This window comes from Microbacterium sp. S1037 (assembly GCF_048381605.1).
Lineage (GTDB): Bacteria > Actinomycetota > Actinomycetes > Actinomycetales > Microbacteriaceae > Microbacterium > Microbacterium testaceum_B.
This window is the reverse complement of record NZ_JBLWIG010000002.1, coordinates 161,565-181,285: the sequence shown is the minus strand read 5'-3', so window position 1 is coordinate 181,285 and position 19,721 is coordinate 161,565. Positions and strand designations below refer to the sequence as shown.

Sequence of the window (19,721 nt, the reverse complement as noted above, 5' to 3'; positions counted from 1 at the left end):
CCGGCCTGCGGGCGAGTGGCGCGGGCTGTGGTTTCGTGTGGTCGCGGCGGCGCGGGGCGCGACGCCGCGCGCCTGGGCGCTCGCATAAACGCGATCCGCTCACAGAAACACGCTGCGCTCGCGTTTATGTGCGCGGATCGCGTTTATGCGTGACGATGCGGCCCGCGCGGGCGAACACGCGACCAGGGCGGAGTGCCACGATCGAGCGTCACGCCGCGGCCGCCGGGCGGGGCAGGCCCGATCAGGGCGCGGGCGTCGAGTCGGGGGCGGGCGTCGGGTCGGGAACACCGACGGTCGGAACGACCACCTGAGCGGCACCCGCGGACGTGAGCGACCGCATGAACTGCGACATCCAGTCGGTACGGGTCTGACCGACGTCCTCGCTCACGTCGGGCTGTTCCTGCAGAGCGGTCGAGGCGGGCAGATCGTCGTCGATGAGGTACACGACCTCGCCGGGCATCGTGTAGTACAACCGCTCGCGCGCTTGGGTCGTGATGTAGGCCGGGTCCGACCACCGCTCGCGCTGGGCCTGCAGGTCGGCGACCTGGGACTGGCTCAGAGCCACCGCGCTCTTCAGCGCCTGGATCTGCTGTCGCTGATCCATGTACGTCCCGACCGTGGGGACGAGCACGAACGTCCCGAGAACGACGAGGCCCAGCATGATGACGACGAACCCCGACACGCGGATGCCGCCGAGCCACCCCCGCACGTCGACCCGGCGCTGCGCGGCGACAGGACGTTCCGGCGAGGCGGCCTGAGGTTTCGCGGCCGGGGCTTTGGTCCGAGAGGGCTTCACCGCGGCGGTCTTCGAGGTGGGCGTCTTCGCACCATTGGGCTTCGCGCCCTTCGGCTTCGCGCCCTTGGGGTTCGCAGCTTTGCCCGAAGCCGCCTTGCCCTTCGCACCCGAAGGGCCTTCGGATGCCGAGCCCCGGGGAGGCAGTGTCGGTCGGTCCACGGCATCCCCTCTCGTTCTCGCCCGCGTGTTCCTTCAACGGGCCGAGCCGAGTCTACGTCGCCGGTTCACGGTGCCCCGGGGACGCGCCGCGGACGGTCGAGGGTCTCAGCGAACGCGTGAGGATCGCGGAAACGGCGAAGGAGGGGGAGCCTCGCGGCTCCCCCTCCTCACGATGTCAGACGCTCAGCCCTTGAAGCGGGGGAACGCCGAGCGGCCGGCGAAGACGGCGGCGTCGCCGAGGTCTTCCTCGATGCGGAGCAGCTGGTTGTACTTCGCGACGCGCTCGCTGCGCGCGGGAGCACCGGTCTTGATCTGGCCGGCGTTCACGGCGACCGCGAGGTCGGCGATGGTGGTGTCCTCGGTCTCACCCGAACGGTGCGACAGCATCGAGGTGTAGCCGGAGCGGGTGGCCAGGGCGATGGCATCCAGGGTCTCGGACAGGGTGCCGATCTGGTTGACCTTCACCAGGAGCGAGTTCGCGACACCGAGGTCGATGCCCTGCTTCAGGCGCTTGGGGTTCGTGACGAAGAGGTCGTCACCGACGAGCTGGACCTTGGAGCCGATGGCATCCGTCAGCTTCTTCCAGCCGTCCCAGTCGTCTTCGGCGAGCGCGTCTTCGATCGTGACGATCGGGAAGTTCGCGACGAGGTCGGCGAAGTAGTCGACCAGGGTGTCGACGCTCCACTCCTTGCCCTCGACGGTGTAGACGCCGTCCTTGTAGAACTCGGTGGCGGCGACGTCGAGGCCGACCGCGATGTCCTTGCCGGGGGTGAAGCCGGCCTTCTCGATCGCGCGGATCAGGAAGTCGAGGCCCTCGCGGTTGCTGGGCAGGTCGGGGGCGAAGCCGCCCTCGTCGCCGAGGCCGGTGTTGTAACCGGCCGACTTCAGCTCGCCCTTGAGGACGTGGTAGACCTCGGTGCCCCAGCGGAGGGACTCGCCGTAGGTGTCGGCGCCGATGGGGGCGAGGAAGAACTCCTGGAAGTCGATGCCGTTGTCGGCGTGCTCGCCACCGTTGATGACGTTGAACAGCGGCACGGGCAGAAGGTGCGCGTTCGGGCCGCCGAGGTAGCGGAACAGGGGCAGGTCGGCGCTGTCGGCCGCGGCCTTGGCGACCGCGAGCGAGACGCCGAGGATGGCGTTGGCGCCCGTGCGCGACTTGTTCTCGGTGCCGTCGGTCTCGATGAGGATCTCGTCGATGATGCGCTGCTCGCTGGCCTCGACGCCCTCGATGGCGGGGCCGAGCTCGTCGACGACCGCGGCGACGGCCTTGAGCACGCCCTTGCCGCCGTAACGGCTCTTGTCGCCGTCGCGCAGCTCGTAGGCCTCGAACGCGCCGGTGGACGCGCCGGAGGGGACGGCCGCACGCTGGACGATGCCGTCGTCGAGGAGCACCTCCACCTCGACGGTCGGGTTACCGCGCGAATCCAGGATCTCGCGCGCGTTGACAGCCTCGATAAGTGCCACGAAGGACTCCTCGTTGGTTCTTGGGTGGAAGAGGGCGGAGCGTCGTCGGTCCGCAGTCGAGTCTAGTGATGTCGTTCGGCGGGCGTTGGGTCGGGTTGGGCCGGCCCGCGAGCGCGAGGTGGCTGAGCTCGTCGCAGCCGCCGGTGCACGCGGGTTCCGGTCCCTCCGACAGGCTCAGGGACCTCTGCGCGCTCAGGGACCTCTCGAGCGCAGGGACCTCTCGAGCACAGGGACCTCACCGCGCTCGGGGACCCCCTCAGGCTCCGGACCCTGCCACGGGATCCACCACGATCGCCACGGCCACGCCGTCCCAGCCCTTGCGGTCGAGGGTCTGCAACGCCGTGGCGTCGAATCGGGGATCCCGCCCCAGCATCACGAGGCCGGCGCGGGCGCCACGCACCTTGGGATCGGTGGTGGCGGCATCGGCCACCTCTCCCCCGCGCACGACGTTGTCGAGCACGACGACCGTGCCGGGGCGCCCGAGACGCGCCGCCCAGTCGAGGTAGACGGTGTTCGACTCCTTGTCGGCGTCGATGAAGACGAGGTCGAAGGGCTCCTCGCCCTCCAAGGTGGGGAGGACGTCGGCCCCGCGACCGACGCGGACCTCGACCCGGTCGGAGACCCCGGCGCGATCGAGGTTCGCGCGCGCGATCTCCGCGTTGGCGGGCTCGGCCTCGATCGTGATCACGCGTCCTCCCGCTCCGACCGCCCGGGCGAACCAGATGCTCGAGTAGCCGCCCAGCGTGCCGACCTCGAGGACCCGACGCGCGCCCGCGATGCGGGTCAGGAGGTGCAGGAACTTGGCGTTGACGGGGGCGACCTCGATCGATGGGAGGCCACCGTCGTGCTGCGTCTGGAGCACGGCATCCAGAACGGGGTCGTCACCGACCAGGGTGTCGGTCAGGAACGCGTCGACGTCGTCGTGAGTGGGCACTCCCCCAGCCTGTCGGCGCACCGGCGGCGGGTCAACGCTCCCCCCGCAGGTGAGCGCGGGTCATCTCGTCGTACTCCTCGTCGGAGAGGTCGTCGAAGCTCTTCGCCTCGACGCGGTCGCTGCGCATCCACCGGATCATGAGGATCACGAGGATCGGGACGTCGGCGAACTCCGCGATGAACCAGATCCAGTCTCCGGCGAGGTGCTGGTCGTGCAGCGTCGAGGGCCACCACGACACCGCACGCGTGGCATCCGGGATCAGGTCGAGCACGTTGTCGTTGAGCCGCATGAGCAAGCCCGGAACCGAGTCGATCAGCAGCTCGACGAACGCGAGAAGGAACTCGATCGCGATGAAGGTGCCCGTGTGCAGGGCACCCAGGGCCATCATCGGCAGCACCATCGCGAGCCCGACGAGGGGCACGACGATGCCGAGCGAGGCCTCGACCACGGGATTCACGCGCAGGATGCCGGCCACCGGCGTGAGGAAGAGGCAGAACACCGCCGCGATGACGACGGTGGCGACCATCGCGTTGCCGAAGATGCGGGTGACGCGGGAGGCGAGAACATGCTCGCGGAGGGCGGAAGGGACGAGGTCGAGGGGACGGCCGGCGGCGATTCCCGCGGGCACGGCGAAGATCAGCAGGGCGATGCGCGTCGAGAACGCCCACCGCAGCTCCGAGGAGTACACACCCAGGAAGCCGAGCTCGATGACGGCGTAGGGAAGCACCCCGAGCGCGAAGAAACCGATCGTGCGGCGGACCGGCCACGGCTCGCCCCCGCGACGCACGCGACGGACGCCGAGGAAATAGGCGACGGATGCCACGAAGAGCACGCCGAGCGTGATCGGATCGGCGCGCCAGGTGCTGAGGAAGACATCGATGGGAGGCGTGGGGAAAAAGTAGGGCCGCGACCTATGGATCGGCCGAGGAGCGGACCGGCCCAGGGCCGTGCGAAGCTCCTGAGTTTCGCGAGCTCATGCGGCGCCTCGCCGCGTGAAATCGGGGGTCGGAACGGCGCGAGCGCGGGACGATCAGGAGTTTCGCCCGGGGCGCGCCGGTTCGGCGAGCGCGGCGAGCACGGCGGGGAGCAACGCGTCGGCCGTGCGGCGGTAGCCGAGCGCGCTGGGATGGAAACGGTCGATGCTGAACATCTCGTCGGGGCGCTCGGCGAACATCGGCCCCACGGCCTGCGCGAGCGCGACGACGCGCCCTCCGGCGCCGTGGACCGCCGCCGCCTGCGCCGACGCCAACTGTCTCGACGAGCGCGCGGCGAGCGCACGCAGGGGTTGCGGGATCGCTCGCAGCGTCCCCAGGTCGGGGCACGTACCGACGATCACGGGCACGCCGCGCTCGCGCAGCTCGCGGACGATGTCGGCCAGCTGATCTGCCGAGCGTGCCGCGGGAATGCGGTGGGTGACGTCGTTGCCGCCGACAACGATGACCGCCGCGTCCGGCACGTACTCAGCGGGGAGCGACGCGACCTGGGCGGCGAGGGCGGACGTCTCCGACCCCACCACCGCCGCCGTGCGCAGCCGCACCGGTCGACCCGCCTGCCGCGCGATCCCCTTCGCGAGGCGCGCACCGAGCGTGTCGCGCCGGTGGGCGGCTCCGAGACCCGCGGCGATCGAGTCGCCGAGCAGCAACAGCTCGACCGGCTCGCCGGGGTGCTTCTTCCGGCGCCACACGCGATCGGCATCGAGAGCCTGCTCACCGAGCGGTTTGCCGATGCGGCGGCGGGCGACCGCCGCCTGGCGGATGAGGAGCGTCCGCAGACCGACGGCACCCGCCCCGGCGAGCGCCACGACGGAGGCCGCGGCCAGGGTCACCGGTCGACGCGTGCGCATCCTCCGATGACACCGGCCCGCGGTGAACGGCGGGTGGCCGCGCCGTGACGGGAGGGCGACGGTGGACTCTCGGCATCCGCGGGGCTCGGGCCCGTGCGGCGGCGCCGTGACGAACGGGCTCCCGGCATCCGCGAAGCTCGCACCGCCGTGCTGCGGCGGCCGGACGCCGGATGCCCCACCGTGACGGACGGGCTCCCGGCATCCGGACGGCTCACACCTCCGCGCGGCGGCTCCGCGCACGGAGGGCGACCGCCAGGGCGAGGACCGCCACGGCGAGCGCGATGTCGAGGGCGAGGCCCGCGAGCAGCTCAGCCCTGCCGGCGACCCCGGTCAGGGTGATGACACCCCCGATCACGATGACGCCGAACGACAGGGCCAGTTGCTGGGCGGTGCTGAACATTCCGCCCGACAGCCCCGCGGCCTCGACGGGGACCTCGCGCACCACGAGCTGCGTGAGGGGCGAGAAGATGAGCGCTTGACCAGCGCCGAGCACGAGCAGCGCGGGCTGCAGCCACAGCCCGATCTCACTGCCCCACGCGAGCGCGAGGGTCACGGCCATCGCCACCAGGGCGACGATCTGCAGCGAGACGCCGAGGATCAGCGTGGAGTCGCCGAGTCGGCTCTGGATACGCGCGACGGCCAGCGAGACGCCCGCGAAGACGACGGCGAACGGCAGCAGCGCCAGGCCGGCCTGGAGGGAAGTCAGTCCGCCCGCCTCGACCGCGCGCGGGAAGACGTAGAGCAGGGCGGAGTATCCGGCGAAGAAGAGGCCGGCCGCGATCAGGCCGAGCTGCAGGGGCCGGAGGCGCAGCACGCTCGGTGGAAGCAACGGCACCCGCCCGGATCGTTCGATCGCGTTCTGGTGCTTCCACATCGCCACGAGCGACACCGCCGCGATGACGAGGGCGACACCGACCGGCCACGACCAGTTCCACGCCGGACCGAAGGTCAGGGCGAGGGAGGCGGCCAGGATGCCGAGCCCCAGCGCCGCGGTGCCGACCAGGTCGATCGCGACGACCTCGTGTGCGCGGGACTGCGGCGCCAGCGGCGCGAACGCGATCGCCGCGACGGCGATGAGCGCGACGACGACGAACACCGCGCGCCACCCCTCGACCGGGCCGAAGGAGAGCGCGGCGAGCGCCCCACCGGCGACCTGGCCGACGGCGGCACCAATTCCGCCGCTCGCCCCGAACGCGGCGATCGCGCGGGTTCGGGCGGGTCCTTGCGACGTGGCCTGGATCGTGGCGAGCACCTGGGGTGTGCACAGGGCCGCGCCCACACCCTGCACGATGCGGGCAGCGATGAGCGTCTCGATCGAGGGCGCGAGGGCGCACGCGATCGCCGAGACGAGGAAGAGTCCCATGCCGACGACGTACAGGCGGTGGCGCCCGAATCGGTCGCCGAGCCGGCCCCCGAGGATGAGGAGCACCGCGAAAGGGATGCCGTATCCCGCGATGACGAGCTCGAGAGCGACGTCGCCCGCCCCGAAGCGCTCGCGCAGCGTCGGCAGGATCACGGTGACCGCGTTGAAGGCGAACGTTCCCACGCCCGGCCCGAGGAGGAACCCGAGGTAGCGCCAGGTGGGAACGTCGGCGAAGGCTCCCGGACGGATCGGCACGGGAGCCGTGCCGGTGGCGGGGTGTGCGGAAGTGGTCATGGTGCCAGCATGGAGACCCCGGCATCCTGGTACCAGGAGTGCACTCATCCTGGTACTGGCACCACTCCCCTGCGGCGATTCGGCGTCGGCGGACCGCCCTATGATCACCGGAGAAGGAGGATGCCGTGACCCGATCCGATGACGCCCGTGCCGAGTTCGCGGGGTTCCTGCGCAGTAGGCGCGCGCGTCTTCGCCCCGCAGACGTGGGGCTGCCCGAGGGCACGCGACGCCGTGTCGCAGGGCTCCGCCGTGAGGAGGTCGCCCAGCTCGCCGGTGTCGGGCTGACCTGGTACACCTGGCTCGAGCAGGGCCGGCCGATCGCGGCATCCAGCCAGGTCGTCGCAGCCATCGCGCGGGCACTCCGCCTGAGCGACGACGAGCGCGATCACCTGTTCGCCCTCGCCGACCTCCCCGTGCCCGATCGAGGGGCGCGCCTCTGCGTGGAGGCGGCGCATCTCGACCTGCTCGAGAAGCTGCTCCCCTACCCCGCGGCGGTCCAGACCGCTCGCTTCGACATCCGCGCGTACAACCGCTCGTACCGCTACCTGTTCGACGACCTCGACGAGATGCCCGCCGATCGACGCAATTGCGCCGTGCTCCTGTTCACCGACTCCGTGTGGCAACGCGCGCACGTCGACCTCGACCACGCCCAACGGCGGATCGCCGCACGCCTGCGTGCAGCGTACGGGCGGCACCACGAGGAGCCGTCCTGGCAGCGCTTCGTCGCCGAGCTCGAAGAGGAGTCGCCACGGTTCGCCGAGCTCTGGCGTCTGGGCGACGTGGGCGGCGAGCGCAATGCCGTCAAGCACCTCGTGCACGCGCGCGTCGGCGAACTGAACCTCGAGATGTCGAGCCTGTGGATCGACGACGGCCTCGGCTCTCGCGTGGTCTGGTTCTCGCCCCGGGATGCCGACACCGCGGCGCGTCTGGAACGCCTCGCGGCCGAGAACCCGACGGAGGCGCTGATCAGCGCGGTGGCTTAGCCGCGTCCCCGCGCGCACTCAGTTCAGCGGGCGAAGCTCCAGGGACTCGGCCGTGGTGTCCGCCCCGACGCTCGCGAACGACGCGTATCCGTCGGCCGCGGAGCGCTCCAGCAGCGCCTTCATGTTCTTCGCCCGTTGTTCGACGCGCACGCGCACGCCCTGGGCGATCAGCGCCGTCTTGAGCGAGAGCAGGGTGGCGAGCGGCACGTCTCGGTCGTGCACGAGGACGACGGATCGCTCGCCGGTGTCAGCGGCATCCTGAAGCAGATCGACGATGCGCTCGAAGCCGATCGAGAACCCGACCGCCGGGACGTCCTGACCGAGGAAGCGCCCGATCATGCCGTCATAGCGACCGCCGCCGCCGAGCGAGTAGTCGACGCTCGGGTGGGCGAGCTCGAAGATCGTGCCGGTGTAGTAGCCCATGCCACGCACGAGGAAGGGGTCGAACACGAGAGGGGCGTCGGCGCCCCGGGCGGCAGCAACCGTCTCGCCGAGGGCGACGAGGTGCGCGATGACCTCGTCCGGGATGCCCGTCGGCAGGGCCGCGCGGATGCCGGCCTCGTCGAATGACGGGGTGCCCGAAGGGCGGTCGAGGTAGGCAGCGAGAGCATCGACGGCGTCCGCGGTCGCACCGCGATCGCGCAGCTCGGCGACGACGCCCGACGGCCCAATCTTGTCGAGCTTGTCGATCGTGATGAGCACACCCGGCCGCTCCTCGACGACGAAGCCGAACACGTCGAGCATCGCGTCGAGCACGCGGCGGTCGTTCACGCGGATCGACCCGCCCTCGAGGCCCAGGTGGTCGAGCACGTCGAGGCTCGCGGTCATCAGCTCGGCTTCGGCGCGTGCGGAAGCGTCGCCGATGATGTCGATGTCGCACTGCATGAACTGGCGGTAGCGCCCCTTCTGCGGCCTCTCGGCCCGCCAGACGGGCGCCATCTGGATCGCGCGGAACACCGTCGGCAGCTGGGCGCGGTTCGTGGCGTAGAACCGCGCGAGCGGGACGGTCAGGTCGTAGCGCAGGCCGAGGTCGGCGAGGGCTGCGGGGTCGTCGGCCGCGGCGCGGATCGCCTCGGCATCCATTCCCCGTTTGAGGATGCTGAACGACAGCTTCTCGTTGTCGCCGCCGAGCCCCGCGTGCAAACGCGAGTACTCCTCCATGACGGGGGTCTCGATCTCGTCGAAGCCGTGGGCGCGGTAACGCTCACGGATGACGGCGAGCACGCGCTCGCGACGGGCCTTGTCGGCGGGGAGGAAGTCGCGCATGCCGCGCGGCGGGTTCACGGATGCCACGGGTCCATTGTTCCAGGCTCCCGCCGGTGGTCCACCTCAGGCTCGTCCACGCGGGGGCGATCAGGGCTACTCGGCGGCGCGCACCTCGGCGCGCAGCGCGCGCAGACGTTCGCGCAGGGCACGCTCGGCATCCCACCCGCGCTCACGCCCGAGCTGCACCAGAGCCAGCAGGGCATCACCCAGCTCGGCTTCGGAGGCCGGATCGGCGAGACGGTGGTGCGGAGCGGACACGCCCACCTGCTCCGCCTTGCCCATCATCTTCTGCGCCAGGGCGAGCGACGGCATGTGGTCGCTGACACCGTCCAGCACGCTGGTGCGGTCGCTCTTCTCGGCGGCCTTCGCCGCGTTCCAGTGCACGAGCACTTCTTCGGGGGTGGAGGCCACGGCATCCGCGAACACGTGAGGATGCCGTCGCACCATCTTCTCGGTCAGCCCCCGCGCGACGTCGTCGATGTCGAACGGATCGTCGGGGTCGCCCGCGGCGATCTCGGCGTGGAAGAGCACCTGCCAGAGCAGATCGCCGAGCTCCTCACGCAGGTCGGCGCGCGTGCCCGACTCGACGGCGTCGATGACCTCGGCGCTCTCCTCCACGAGATACGGGACGAGATCGCGGTGGTCGATCGTCTGCGTCCACGCGCAGCGCTCGCGCACGGTTCGCATGGTGTCGGCGGCCTGTCGCAGCGCGTCGTCGGTCACGGCATCTCCCTCCCCGGCGGCGAGAACGCCGCTGTCCCGAGTATGCCCCGCTCGAGCATGCGGCGGACCGACAACGGACCGAACTCCGGAAGATCTCGGATGCCACACGACGGCGACCGCAAAAACCCGCGGCATCCGTGCGTCGAACGGCGAAAAGTCCGGAGTTCGGCACGGCGGCGATCAACCGGACGTGTACCACTGTGTCCGCTCGTCATCTGCTCGACACGGGACGCCGATAATCTGGGGCGTGTGCGAGAACTGACCCCGACCGAGGCCATCGACCTCGTGGGCCGCTTCGAAGCCGGCCAGGAGCTGCCCGAACAGATGCGCGCCGACGTGCGCCTGCTCGGATCGCTCTTGGGCCGTGTGCTTCAGGAGAGCGGCTCCCCCGGACTGTACGACGACGTCGAGCGGCTGCGCACGGCGACGATCCAGGCCTACACGGACGAGACGCCCGAGGCGTTCGAGCGGGCCGCGGCGATCGCCGACGGCTTCTCGATCGAGCGGGCCGACGAGGTGGCCCGTGCCTTCACGGCGTACTTCCACCTCGTCAACCTCGTCGAGGAACACCAGCGCGTGCGCATCCTGCGCGAGCGCGGCGACCGTCCCTCGCGCTCGGGCACGCCCGACACGATCGCGACAGCGTTCGAACGCCTGTCGGAAGAGGTCGGCGCTGACACCGCACTCGCTCGCCTGCAGGCCCTGCGCTTCCACCCGGTCTTCACGGCGCACCCCACCGAGGCCCGCCGCCGCGCGATCTCGACCAGCATCCGTCGCCTCTCGGAGCTGCTGTCCGAGCACGACGCCGCCGCCGAGGGCGGCTCCGAGAGCCGCCGTGCCGAGCGGCGCATGCTCGAAGAGATCGACACGCTCTGGCGCACCGCTCCCCTGCGCCGCGAGAAACCGTCACCGGTCGATGAGGTCCGCTCTGTCATGTCGGTGTTCGACGAGACCCTCTACACCGCGGTCCCGCGCGTGTACCGCCGCATCGACGACATCCTCCAGGGCGAGAACGCCGGATCGCGCGCGCCGATCGTGAAGCCGTTCGTGCGCGTCGGATCGTGGGTCGGCGGCGACCGTGACGGCAACCCGTTCGTCACGGCATCCGTCACCCGCAAAGCTGCCGCGATCGCGAGCGAGCACGTGCTCCTCGGCCTCGAGCGCACGACGCAGCGCGTGGGGCGCGGTCTGACCCTGGATGCCGAGACCACCCCGCCCAGCGACGCACTGCTAGCCCTATGGCACCGTCTGCGCGCTGCCGACGAGGACGCGGCGAAGGAGATCGCCGAGCGGTCGCCGGACGAGCCGCACCGGCGCATCATGCTGCTCCTGGCGCGCAAGATCGCCGCGACCCGTACGCGCAACGCCGACCTCGCGTACCGCGACCCCGAGCACCTCCTCGCCGACCTGCGCGTCGTGCAGGACTCGCTCGTCGCCGCGGGCGCCGCACGTCAGGCGTACGGCGCGCTGCAGCGTCTGGTCTGGCAGGTCGAGACGTACGGCTTCCACCTGACCGAGCTCGAGGTGCGCCAGCACTCCGCCGTTCACCGCAAGGTGCTCGACGAACTGCGTGCGGGCGGCGAGCGCAGCGAGCAGACCGACGAGGTGCTCGAGGTCTTCCGCTCGATCGCCTACGTGCAGGAGCGCTTCGGCTCCCGCGCGGCCGGCCGCTACATCGTGTCGTTCACACAGTCGGCCGAAGATCTCGCGAACGTCCACGAGCTGGCCTCCTACGCGATGGGCCCGGGCGAGGCGCTGCCCGTGCTCGACGTCATCCCGCTGTTCGAGACGTTCGCCGACCTGCAGGCGGCGCGCGGCATCCTCGCCGAGATCGTCACGCACCCCTCCTTCGTCAGCCGACTGGATGCCACCGGCCGACGCCTCGAGGTCATGCTGGGCTACTCCGACTCGTCGAAGGACGTCGGGCCGGTCGCCGCGAACCTCGCCCTGTACGAGGCGCAGGCGAAGATCTCGACGTGGGCCGAGGCCGAGGGCATCGAGCTCACGCTCTTCCACGGCCGCGGTGGCGCGCTCGGTCGCGGCGGCGGACCCGCCAACTCGGCGATCCTCGCGCAGCCGCCGCACTCGGTCGACGGCCGCTTCAAGCTCACCGAGCAGGGCGAGGTCATCTTCGCCCGCTACGGCGATCCCGACATCGCGATGCGCCACATCGACCAGGTCGCGGCGGCCGTGCTCACGGCATCCTCTCCCTCGATCGAGCGCCGCAACCGCGGGGCCGCCGAGGCGTTCGCCGATGTCGCGAAGACCATGGACGTCGCCTCGCGGGAGCGCTTCTTCGCGCTCGTGAAGGCGCCGGGCTTCGCGCCGTGGTTCGCCACGGTCACCCCGATGGAAGAGCTGGGTCACCTCGCGCTCGGCTCCCGCCCCGCGCGTCGGGGCCTGTCGGTCGAGTCGCTCGAGGACCTTCGCGCGATCCCGTGGGTCTTCTCGTGGACGCAGGCCCGCATCAACCTCGCCGGGTGGTTCGGCCTGGGCACGGCGCTCGACGCCGTCGGTGACGAGCAGCGCCTCCGCGATGCGTACGAGCAGTGGCCCCTGTTCCGCACGATGATCGACAACGTCGCGATGAGCCTCGCGAAGGCCGACGAGCGCATCGCCCGCCGCTACCTCGCGCTCGGCGACCGCGACGACCTCGCGCAGCTCGTGATGGACGAGATGCTCCTCACCCGCTCGTGGGTCGAGCGCATCACCGGCGGTGGTCTGCTCGGCAACAAGCCCGTGCTACAGCGCGCGGTGAAGATGCGCAGCCCCTACGTCGACGCCCTGTCTCTGCTGCAGTTGCGCGCGCTGCGCGCGCTCCGCGACGCCTCGACCGAGTCCGGGACCCCGGATGCCGAGCACCAGCGCCTCCTGCTGCTGTCGGTGAGCGGTGTGGCGGCGGGTCTGCAGAACACCGGCTGAGCGGCATCCGCCCGATCCTCGGCGCGCCGGCTCCCCTCGCGGGGGTCGGCGCGCCGCTGTGCGGGGGTGGGCATCGTGCCGTCAAGCGGAGGTCGGCCCCGACACGCCGCCCCGACCACCGCCGAACCGGCGTGTCGCCCGCGAACTCCGCACGACGGCACACCCCGGCGTCCCTGTACCGTCACGCGGACCACGGCCCCGACACGCCGCCACGACCACCCCCGTACCGGTGTGTCGCCCGCCAACTCCGTGCGACGGCACGCCCGGGGTCCCCGTACCGTCAGGCGGAGATCAGCCCCGACACACCGCCCCGACCATGCCCGCACCGGCGTGTCGCCCGCCAACTCCGCACGACGGCACACCCGGGCAGGGCGGCCTCAGTCGAGGCGACGGTCGCCGAGGTGGCGCGCGAGGCTGCGGCCGTACCGCTCGGTCAGTTGCACCATCAGGTCGGGGGTCTCGCGGTCGAGGCCGAAGACGTAGCCGGGGAAGTCGAGCTCTTTCTGCGCCGCCCAGATCTCGTCGTGCCGGTCCGGCGACAGGATCTGGAGCGGATCGCCGACGGCGACCCATCCGATCGGCACCACCGTCTCGGCGGGGAGGACGGTGCGCAGGTGGACCACCGCGTTGATGCGCACCTCACTGCGGTCGCCGATCTCCGCACCGTTGAACACGCGCGTCCCCGTCGCGAGGAACACCTCCTCGCCCACATCGGCGCCGGCGACGCTCGCCATCGGGCCGACCAGGGAGTGCGCCCCCACGTGCACGGGGTGGGTCGAACTGGCCCGCACGAGGGCGTTCTCCATCACGATGACGTTCTCGCCCAGCACGATGGGACTGCCCTCGGACGTGAGAACAGCGCCGTGGAGCACCTGGCATCCGGCGCCGATCGTGACGTCACCGCTGATGACGGCCGTGGGCGCGACCACCGCGTCGGGATGGATGCGGGGCTCGGCCCCGAGGTGAGCGAAGCGCATGCGGTCAGCGTAGACCCGCGAGCGGTGGACGTCAGCCGATCAGCAGGACGGCCTCCCGGAGACCGAACGCGAGGAGGAACCCGACCACGATCGACAGGTGCGCGCGGCGCGTCGCGAGGAGCAGGATGCCGGTGGCCAGGGCCCCGAGCGCGGCGGCGCCGCCGTACACGCTCTGGGTGAGAAGCACGGGCGTGTGCCCGAGGAGCACGTCACGCACGACCCCGCCGCCGGTCGCCGCGACCACTCCGACCGCTACGACCACCCAGAGGCTCGCCCCGTGAGCCGAGGCCTTCTGCGCCCCGATCACGGCGAACAGGGCGAGGCCGACGCCGTCGAGGGTGAGGATCACCGTCGACGGGACTTCGTCGACGAGCGCCAGAAGCACGAAGGTGGCGACGGACGCGCCGAGAGCGACGACGATGCGGCTCGACGATCGAAGGGCGGCCGGCGGAAGATCCCCGAGGAGCACGTCGCGCAGGATGCCACCGACCACCGCGGTCACGAAACCGACGACGAGCACGCCGAGAAGGTCGAAACCCGCGTGCGCGGCGAGAGCGGCCCCCTCGACGCCGCGCACGGCCGTCGCGAGGAGGTCGAGAGTCGCGAACGCTCGGGCACCGAGCGAGGGCCGTCCGGAAAGGGGGCGAACCGACGTCACGTGATCCTCGGGAGGGACCAGCCCCAGATGACCGCGCCCAGCCGGAGCGCGAGAGCCACCGCGAAGCCGATCGCCAGCGAGAGCGGGGGACGTCGGGTCGCCCTGAGCAGGATGCCGGTGACGACGGCGCCCGCGGCGGCGGCGGTGCCGTAGATGCTCTCCGACAGAACGTACGGGGTCCGCGCCAGGAGCACGTCGCGGATGACGCCCCCACCGGTCGCCGCGAGGGTTCCGAGGATCGTCACGACCCAGAGGTTCGCTCCGGATGCCGAGGCCTTCTGCGCCCCGGTGACGGCGAAGAGCGCGAGGCCGATGGCATCCAGGATCTGCAGGGGCAGGACCGGGAACGCGTCGACGACCTCGATGAACACGAACGCGACCAGCGCACCGGTCAGGCCCGCGACGATGCGACTGGGAGTACGCAGCGCGGCGGGCGGAAGGTCGCCGAGGAGGACGTCCCGGAGCACTCCGCCCGCGAGCGCCACGATGAGACCCACCACGACGACGCCCAACAGATCGAAACCCGCGTGCGCGGCGGCCGCGGCACCCTCCAGACCGAACAGCGCCGTCGCCGCGATGTCGAGCGCATCGAACGCTCGGGCGCCGACCGTCGGGCGGAGGGCGTCCGGGTGGCGGGGCGCGACGTCGGTCATGCGCTCATTCTGGCAGTGGCGCGCGAGGTGGCGGATTCACCCGCCGGCGGCAGACCCCGACGCGGTGCCGACCGCGGAGGGAACGTGTCTCAGAGCGGTTCGCTGACGGCGCGCGCCGCTCGCTGCCCCACGATGCCTGCGCGCACCGAGAAGCCGATCAGCGCGGCGATCCCGGCGAGGACCACGACGGCGATCGCGGGCTCGCGCGCCGCTGCGGGCAGCGCCAACGCCGCCCAGGGCAGCACGGCGGTCGCCGCCGCACCGATGCCGGAGCGACGCAAGTCGGCTGCGCCCGCGCGATGCGCGGCGATCCACGCCTCGTCGGATGCCCGGGTCGTCCCGGTGCGGATGCCGATGAAGTCGTTCCGCGGCAGCGTGCCCGCCGCCCCGCGCCGCGCGGTCCAGAACGCGAGCGCGGCCACCGCGACCATCGCCACGGTGCTGGTCACGAGTGCGCCGATCATGGCATCCCTCAGACCGACGCCGTCTCGACCGGCAACGGCCAGAGCGCGTCGAGCAGCTGGCGCACCCAGGCGATGAGGTTCGTGTCGTCGGCGTCCTGCGGGAGCGGGACGACCATCGCGTCTCCGCCCGCGACGAGCTTCGCCTTCGGGTACAGCCGCTGCAGGCGTACTCGCATCGACTCCGCGAGGTTTGCGGGGGCGATGCGGAGGTTCGATCCCATCGCGACGACGTCGGCGAGCCCGGCCTGCGCCGCGCGGCGACGGAGGCGCGCCACGGCGATGAGACCCTCGACCTCGGCGGGCGGCTCGCCGTAGCGGTCGCGGAGCTCCTCGACGACGAGGTCGATCGCGTCGTCCTTCGCGGTGGCGGATGCCGCGGCCGACAGCTTTTGGTACGCCTCGAGGCGCAGCCGCTCGCTGTCGATGTAGAACTCGGGCAGGCGCGCGTCGACCGGCAGCTCGAGGCGCAGCTCGGTGGGGCCGTCGACGTCTTCGCCGCGGAAGGTCGACACGGCCTCGCCGATCATGCGCAGGTAGAGGTCGAAGCCGACACCGGCGATGTGACCGGCCTGCTCGGCGCCGAGGAGGTTTCCCGCCCCGCGCAGCTCGAGGTCCTTCAGCGCGACCTGCATACCGGAGCCGAGGTCGTTGTTGACGGCGATGGTCTCGAGGCGGTCGGCCGCCGTCTCGGACAGCGGCTTCATCTCGTCGTAGAGGAAGTAGGCGTACGCGCGGTCGCGCCCGCGACCCACGCGGCCGCGCAGCTGGTGCAGCTGCGACAGGCCGTACTTGTCGGCGCGGTCGATGATGATCGTGTTCGCGTTCGAGATGTCGAGACCCGTCTCGATGATCGTCGTCGACACGAGCACGTCGGCCCGACGCTCCCAGAAGTCGTCGACCACCTGCTCGAGCGCGTGCTCGCCCATCTGGCCGTGCGCGACCACGATGCGTGCCTCGGGCACCAGCTCGGCGAGGTGCGCCGCGACGCGCTGGATTGACGACACGCGGTTGTGCACGTAGAACACCTGGCCCTCGCGCAGCAGCTCGCGGCGGATCGCCGCGGCAATCTGCTTGTCGTTGCGCGGACCGACGTAGGAGAGGATCGGATGCCGATCCTCGGGCGGCGTGGCCAGGGTCGACATCTCGCGGATGCCGGTGACCGCCATCTCGAGCGTGCGCGGGATGGGCGTCGCGCTCATGGCGAGAATGTCGACGTTGGTCTTGAGCTTCTTCAGGGCGTCCTTGTGCTCGACGCCGAACCGCTGCTCCTCGTCGATGATCATGAGCCCGAGGTCTTTGAAGATGACCTTCTCGGTGAGGATGCGGTGCGTTCCGATGACCATGTCGACGGTGCCGTCGGTCAGGCCCGCGAGCGTCGCCTTCGCTTCCTTGTCGCTCTGGAAGCGCGAGAGCGGGCGCACGGTCACCGGGAAGCCGGCGAAGCGCTCGGCGAAGGTCTCGAGGTGCTGTTTGACCAGCAGCGTCGTCGGGACGAGCATGGCGACCTGCTTGCCGTCTTGGATGGCCTTGAAGGCCGCGCGCACGGCGACCTCGGTCTTGCCGAAGCCGACGTCGCCGGAGAGCAGCCGGTCCATCGGGATCGGCTTCTCCATGTCGGCCTTGATCTCGTCGATCGTCTGCAGCTGATCCTGGGTCTCGGCGAAGGGGAACGCCTCCTCGAGCTCGCGCTGCCACGGGGTGTCGGGGCCGAAGGCGTATCCCTTGGATGCCATGCGCGCCGAGTACAACTTCACGAGCTCCACCGCGATGTCGCGGACCGCCTTGCGGGCGCGGCCCTTCGCCGCGGCCCAGTCGCTGCCGCCCATCTTCGACAGCGTCGGCGCCTCGCCGCCGACGTACTTCGACAGCAGGTCGAGCTGGTCGGTGGGCACGAACAGCTTGTCGCCCGGGTAGCCGCGCTTGGACGGCGCGTACTCGAGGACGAGATACTCCTTCGTCGTCTTCACGGCGTTGCGCCCGCCGCTCGAGACCTCTCGCTGCGTGAGCTCGATGAACTTGCCGATGCCGTGGGTCGCGTGAACCACGACGTCGCCGGGCTTCAGCTGCAGCGGATCGACGACGTTGCGGCGGCGCGAGGCGAGCTTCTTCGCGCCGCGGTTGTCGCCGCCCACCGAGCGACCGTAGAACTCGGTCTCGGTGATGACGGCGAACCGTGCCTCGCCGAGTTCGAAGCCGCGCTCGAGCGGCGCGCACACGACGTGGGCGACACCCGGCTCGGGAGGCGTGAGCACGTCGTCCACGCGCCGCGCCGCGATCCCGCGCTCCGCGAGCACGTCGCGCGCGCGGTCGACCAGGCCGGGTCCGGATGCCGTGACGATCACCGACCACCCGTCGCCGAGCAACTGGCCCACGTGTGCGGTGGCCCCGTCGACGTTGCCCTGGAACGAGGGAACGGCGTCGGCTTTGATGCGGTGCGCGGAGTCGTCGCCCGTCACGAGCCCCTCGTCCTCGGCATCCGCTGCGCCCGAGTCGAAGGCGCTGAGCTGCCACCAGACTCCCCCGCGACCGCTGGCGCGCTCGTGGAGGTCGTCGAGGGTCACGAAGTCGCCGGAGTCGAGATCGACGGGGGTGTCGGCTCCCGCCGTCGCCGCCGACCACGCGGCCTCGAGGAATTCACGGTTGGTGTCGCCGAGCGTCGTCGCGCGCGCGAGCGAGCGTTCCGGGTCGACGAGCGCGACCGCGCTGCCACCGGGCAGGTAGTCGACAAGGGTCGTGAGGTCGTCGATCAGCACGGGGATGAGCGACTCCATCCCCTCGGCCGGGATGCCCTCGGCCATCTTCTCGAGCAGCTGGCGCAGGCCCGGGTAGGCGTCGCGAAGCGCCGCCGCGCGCGCACGCACCGCGGGCGTGAGCAGCAGCTCGCGGCTGGGGACCAGCGTGACGGTCGTCACGTCGCCCGGAAGCGAGCGCTGGTCGGCGACCGAGAAGGCGCGGATCTGGTCGACCTCGTCACCGAAGAACTCGACGCGGTACGGGTGGTCGGCCACGGGCGGGAACACGTCGAGGATGCCGCCGCGCACGGCGAACTCGCCGCGGCGCGAGACCATGTCGACGCGGTGGTACGCCAGCTCGACGAGTCGCGTCGTGACCGCTTCGAGCTCGTGGCCGCGGCCGCCGACGGCCAGCTCGACCGGAGCGACGTCGCCGAGTCCCGGTGCGAGCGGCTGCAGAGCGCTGCGGACGGACGCGGTGACCACGAGGGGCGCCTCACCGTTCCACGCGGCGATCCGGCGCAGCACGTCGAGACGTCGTCCGACCGTCTCGGGGCTCGGGCTGAGACGCTCATGCGGGAGCGTCTCCCACGCGGGGAAGTGCAGCACCTGCGCGCCGGGCAGGACGGCATCCAGCGCCGGCCCCAGGGACTCGGCGCGACGTCCGGTCGGGGCGATGACCAGAACAGCCCCCGGTCCACCCGCCGCTCGCCGGCGTTCGATGAGACCCGCGATGACGGGGGCGTCGAGCCCGTCGACGAGGGAGAGAGACAGGTCGGCGGATGCCGCGGACGCGGCCTCACGGTACGACTCAGCCTGCTCGAGGGCGCGCACGATCCCGGGAACTGTCACTCGGGAAAGTCTACGCGGGGCCGCCGACATCGGCTCTGTCGAGCCCGTCGCGTGACGTCTCGGCGGAGCCCGTCGACGAAGTCTCGACGGAACCCGTCTCGTAGAGTGCTGACATGTCGTCGCCCTTCGCCGCCCCCTACGTCGCTCCCGCGACGGGAACGCTTCTAGCTCCCCCACCGAAGACGAGAAAGCGGCGCCCTCTCGGGGCGTTCGCCCTCGTGGCCGGCATCCTGAGCATGCTCGTCGCTCCCGCGGTCGCCGGGTTCGCCGCGTTCCGCGTCGGCCGCGGAGCCGGCGCGCAGATCGTCGCTCAGGGCGGACAGAACCTCGACCTGCGGGTCCTGACCCCCGTCCGCGACCTCGTCCTCGTCGTCGAGATCGCTTTCTGGAGCGGCACCGCACTCGGGATCGCCGCGCTCGTCGTCGGGATCGTCGCGACCGCTCGGGACCGGGGCCGACCGATGGGCATCGTCGCCATCGTCCTCGCCGCCCTGGGCCCCCTCGTGTTCGGCGCCCTCCTGGCCGTCGCGCTTGTCGCGGGCGCCGGAACCACCACGGGCACGGGAGGAGCGCTCGTCTGACTCGGCGCCGTTACCGCGTTTGCGGACGCGCGTCCAGCTTCTTCTCAGAAATCGATC

Annotated in this window: 16 protein-coding genes; 3 read left to right on the top strand and 13 right to left on the bottom strand. The window is 71.3% G+C overall.

Going from position 1 to position 19,721, the window contains the following annotated elements; genetic code table 11:
- Positions 1-241 precede the first annotated feature (241 nt).
- From ACMW4R_RS11540 to ACMW4R_RS11515, 6 genes are all read right to left on the bottom strand, one after another.
- The gene (locus ACMW4R_RS11540; RefSeq protein WP_418299993.1) at positions 242-955 is read right to left on the bottom strand and encodes an FtsB family cell division protein; all 714 of its coding nucleotides are present in this window, start codon (positions 953-955) and stop codon (positions 242-244) included.
- A 183-nt stretch (positions 956-1,138) separates the two neighbouring features.
- Complete coding sequence (gene eno, locus ACMW4R_RS11535; protein WP_058597836.1) at positions 1,139-2,419, bottom strand: phosphopyruvate hydratase; 1,281 nt, start codon at positions 2,417-2,419, stop codon at positions 1,139-1,141.
- A 256-nt stretch (positions 2,420-2,675) separates the two neighbouring features.
- On the bottom strand, positions 2,676-3,353 hold the full coding sequence (locus ACMW4R_RS11530; protein ID WP_418299992.1) for an O-methyltransferase: 678 nt from the start codon (positions 3,351-3,353) through the stop codon (positions 2,676-2,678).
- A gap of 31 nt (positions 3,354-3,384) precedes the next feature.
- On the bottom strand, positions 3,385-4,176 hold the full coding sequence (locus ACMW4R_RS11525; RefSeq protein ID WP_418299991.1) for a cytochrome c oxidase assembly protein: 792 nt from the start codon (positions 4,174-4,176) through the stop codon (positions 3,385-3,387).
- A gap of 207 nt (positions 4,177-4,383) precedes the next feature.
- Positions 4,384-5,196, bottom strand: a complete 813-nt coding sequence (locus tag ACMW4R_RS11520; protein ID WP_058613956.1) for an SGNH/GDSL hydrolase family protein — start codon at positions 5,194-5,196, stop codon at positions 4,384-4,386.
- Between the two features lie 211 nt (positions 5,197-5,407).
- Entirely contained in the window at positions 5,408-6,853 is a 1,446-nt protein-coding gene (locus ACMW4R_RS11515) for an MFS transporter (protein WP_418299990.1), read from the bottom strand.
- A gap of 125 nt (positions 6,854-6,978) precedes the next feature.
- Between ACMW4R_RS11515 and ACMW4R_RS11510 the strand changes: the two genes are divergently transcribed.
- Positions 6,979-7,836: a helix-turn-helix transcriptional regulator gene (locus ACMW4R_RS11510; protein WP_363334327.1), complete on the top strand. Its 858-nt coding sequence runs from the start codon at positions 6,979-6,981 to the stop codon at positions 7,834-7,836.
- Between the two features lie 18 nt (positions 7,837-7,854).
- Here the strand turns inward: ACMW4R_RS11510 and hisS are convergent, their stop codons facing one another.
- The gene (gene hisS, locus ACMW4R_RS11505) at positions 7,855-9,102 is read right to left on the bottom strand and encodes a histidine--tRNA ligase (protein ID WP_418300266.1); all 1,248 of its coding nucleotides are present in this window, start codon (positions 9,100-9,102) and stop codon (positions 7,855-7,857) included.
- Positions 9,103-9,195: 93 nt separating this feature from the next.
- Entirely contained in the window at positions 9,196-9,789 is a 594-nt protein-coding gene (locus ACMW4R_RS11500; RefSeq protein WP_418300265.1) for a MazG family protein, read from the bottom strand.
- Between the two features lie 285 nt (positions 9,790-10,074).
- Between ACMW4R_RS11500 and ACMW4R_RS11495 the strand changes: the two genes are divergently transcribed.
- Positions 10,075-12,747 (top strand): phosphoenolpyruvate carboxylase, encoded by a 2,673-nt coding sequence (locus ACMW4R_RS11495; protein ID WP_418299989.1) that lies wholly within the window; start codon positions 10,075-10,077, stop codon positions 12,745-12,747.
- A 377-nt stretch (positions 12,748-13,124) separates the two neighbouring features.
- Here the strand turns inward: ACMW4R_RS11495 and ACMW4R_RS11490 are convergent, their stop codons facing one another.
- The 5 genes from ACMW4R_RS11490 to mfd all read right to left on the bottom strand — a co-directional run bounded on the left by ACMW4R_RS11490 (position 13,125) and on the right by mfd (position 19,083).
- Complete coding sequence (locus ACMW4R_RS11490) at positions 13,125-13,724, bottom strand: gamma carbonic anhydrase family protein (RefSeq protein ID WP_058597844.1); 600 nt, start codon at positions 13,722-13,724, stop codon at positions 13,125-13,127.
- 31 nt (positions 13,725-13,755) lie between these two features.
- Positions 13,756-14,382, bottom strand: a complete 627-nt coding sequence (locus ACMW4R_RS11485) for a trimeric intracellular cation channel family protein (protein WP_418299988.1) — start codon at positions 14,380-14,382, stop codon at positions 13,756-13,758.
- Entirely contained in the window at positions 14,379-15,035 is a 657-nt protein-coding gene (locus ACMW4R_RS11480; RefSeq protein ID WP_418299987.1) for a trimeric intracellular cation channel family protein, read from the bottom strand. The genes ACMW4R_RS11485 and ACMW4R_RS11480 overlap by 4 nt, the downstream gene beginning before the upstream one ends.
- Before the next feature lie 89 nt (positions 15,036-15,124).
- Positions 15,125-15,499: an SdpI family protein gene (locus tag ACMW4R_RS11475; RefSeq protein ID WP_418299986.1), complete on the bottom strand. Its 375-nt coding sequence runs from the start codon at positions 15,497-15,499 to the stop codon at positions 15,125-15,127.
- 8 nt (positions 15,500-15,507) lie between these two features.
- A complete protein-coding gene (gene mfd / locus ACMW4R_RS11470) occupies positions 15,508-19,083 on the bottom strand; it encodes a transcription-repair coupling factor (protein ID WP_058630130.1) in 3,576 nt (1,191 codons plus the stop codon).
- A 113-nt stretch (positions 19,084-19,196) separates the two neighbouring features.
- Here mfd and ACMW4R_RS11465 point away from each other — a divergent pair, with 113 nt between their 5' ends.
- A complete protein-coding gene (locus ACMW4R_RS11465) occupies positions 19,197-19,664 on the top strand; it encodes a hypothetical protein (protein ID WP_418299985.1) in 468 nt (155 codons plus the stop codon).
- Positions 19,665-19,721: the final 57 nt, after the last annotated feature.

Bases quoted from the DNA above. Each gene is read 5' to 3' on its own strand.
- ACMW4R_RS11520 (WP_058613956.1), bottom strand. From the start codon at position 5,196: ATGCGCACGCGTCGACCGGTGACCCTGGCCGCGGCCTCCGTCGTGGCG.
- ACMW4R_RS11515 (WP_418299990.1), bottom strand. From the start codon at position 6,853: ATGACCACTTCCGCACACCCCGCCACCGGCACGGCTCCCGTGCCGATC.
- hisS (WP_418300266.1), bottom strand. From the start codon at position 9,102: ATGCGCGACTTCCTCCCCGCCGACAAGGCCCGTCGCGAGCGCGTGCTC.
- ACMW4R_RS11500 (WP_418300265.1), bottom strand. From the start codon at position 9,789: ATGCGAACCGTGCGCGAGCGCTGCGCGTGGACGCAGACGATCGACCAC.
- ACMW4R_RS11490 (WP_058597844.1), bottom strand. From the start codon at position 13,724: ATGCGCTTCGCTCACCTCGGGGCCGAGCCCCGCATCCATCCCGACGCG.
- ACMW4R_RS11480 (WP_418299987.1), bottom strand. From the start codon at position 15,035: ATGACCGACGTCGCGCCCCGCCACCCGGACGCCCTCCGCCCGACGGTC.
- ACMW4R_RS11475 (WP_418299986.1), bottom strand. From the start codon at position 15,499: ATGATCGGCGCACTCGTGACCAGCACCGTGGCGATGGTCGCGGTGGCC.
- ACMW4R_RS11465 (WP_418299985.1), top strand. From the start codon at position 19,197: ATGTCGTCGCCCTTCGCCGCCCCCTACGTCGCTCCCGCGACGGGAACG.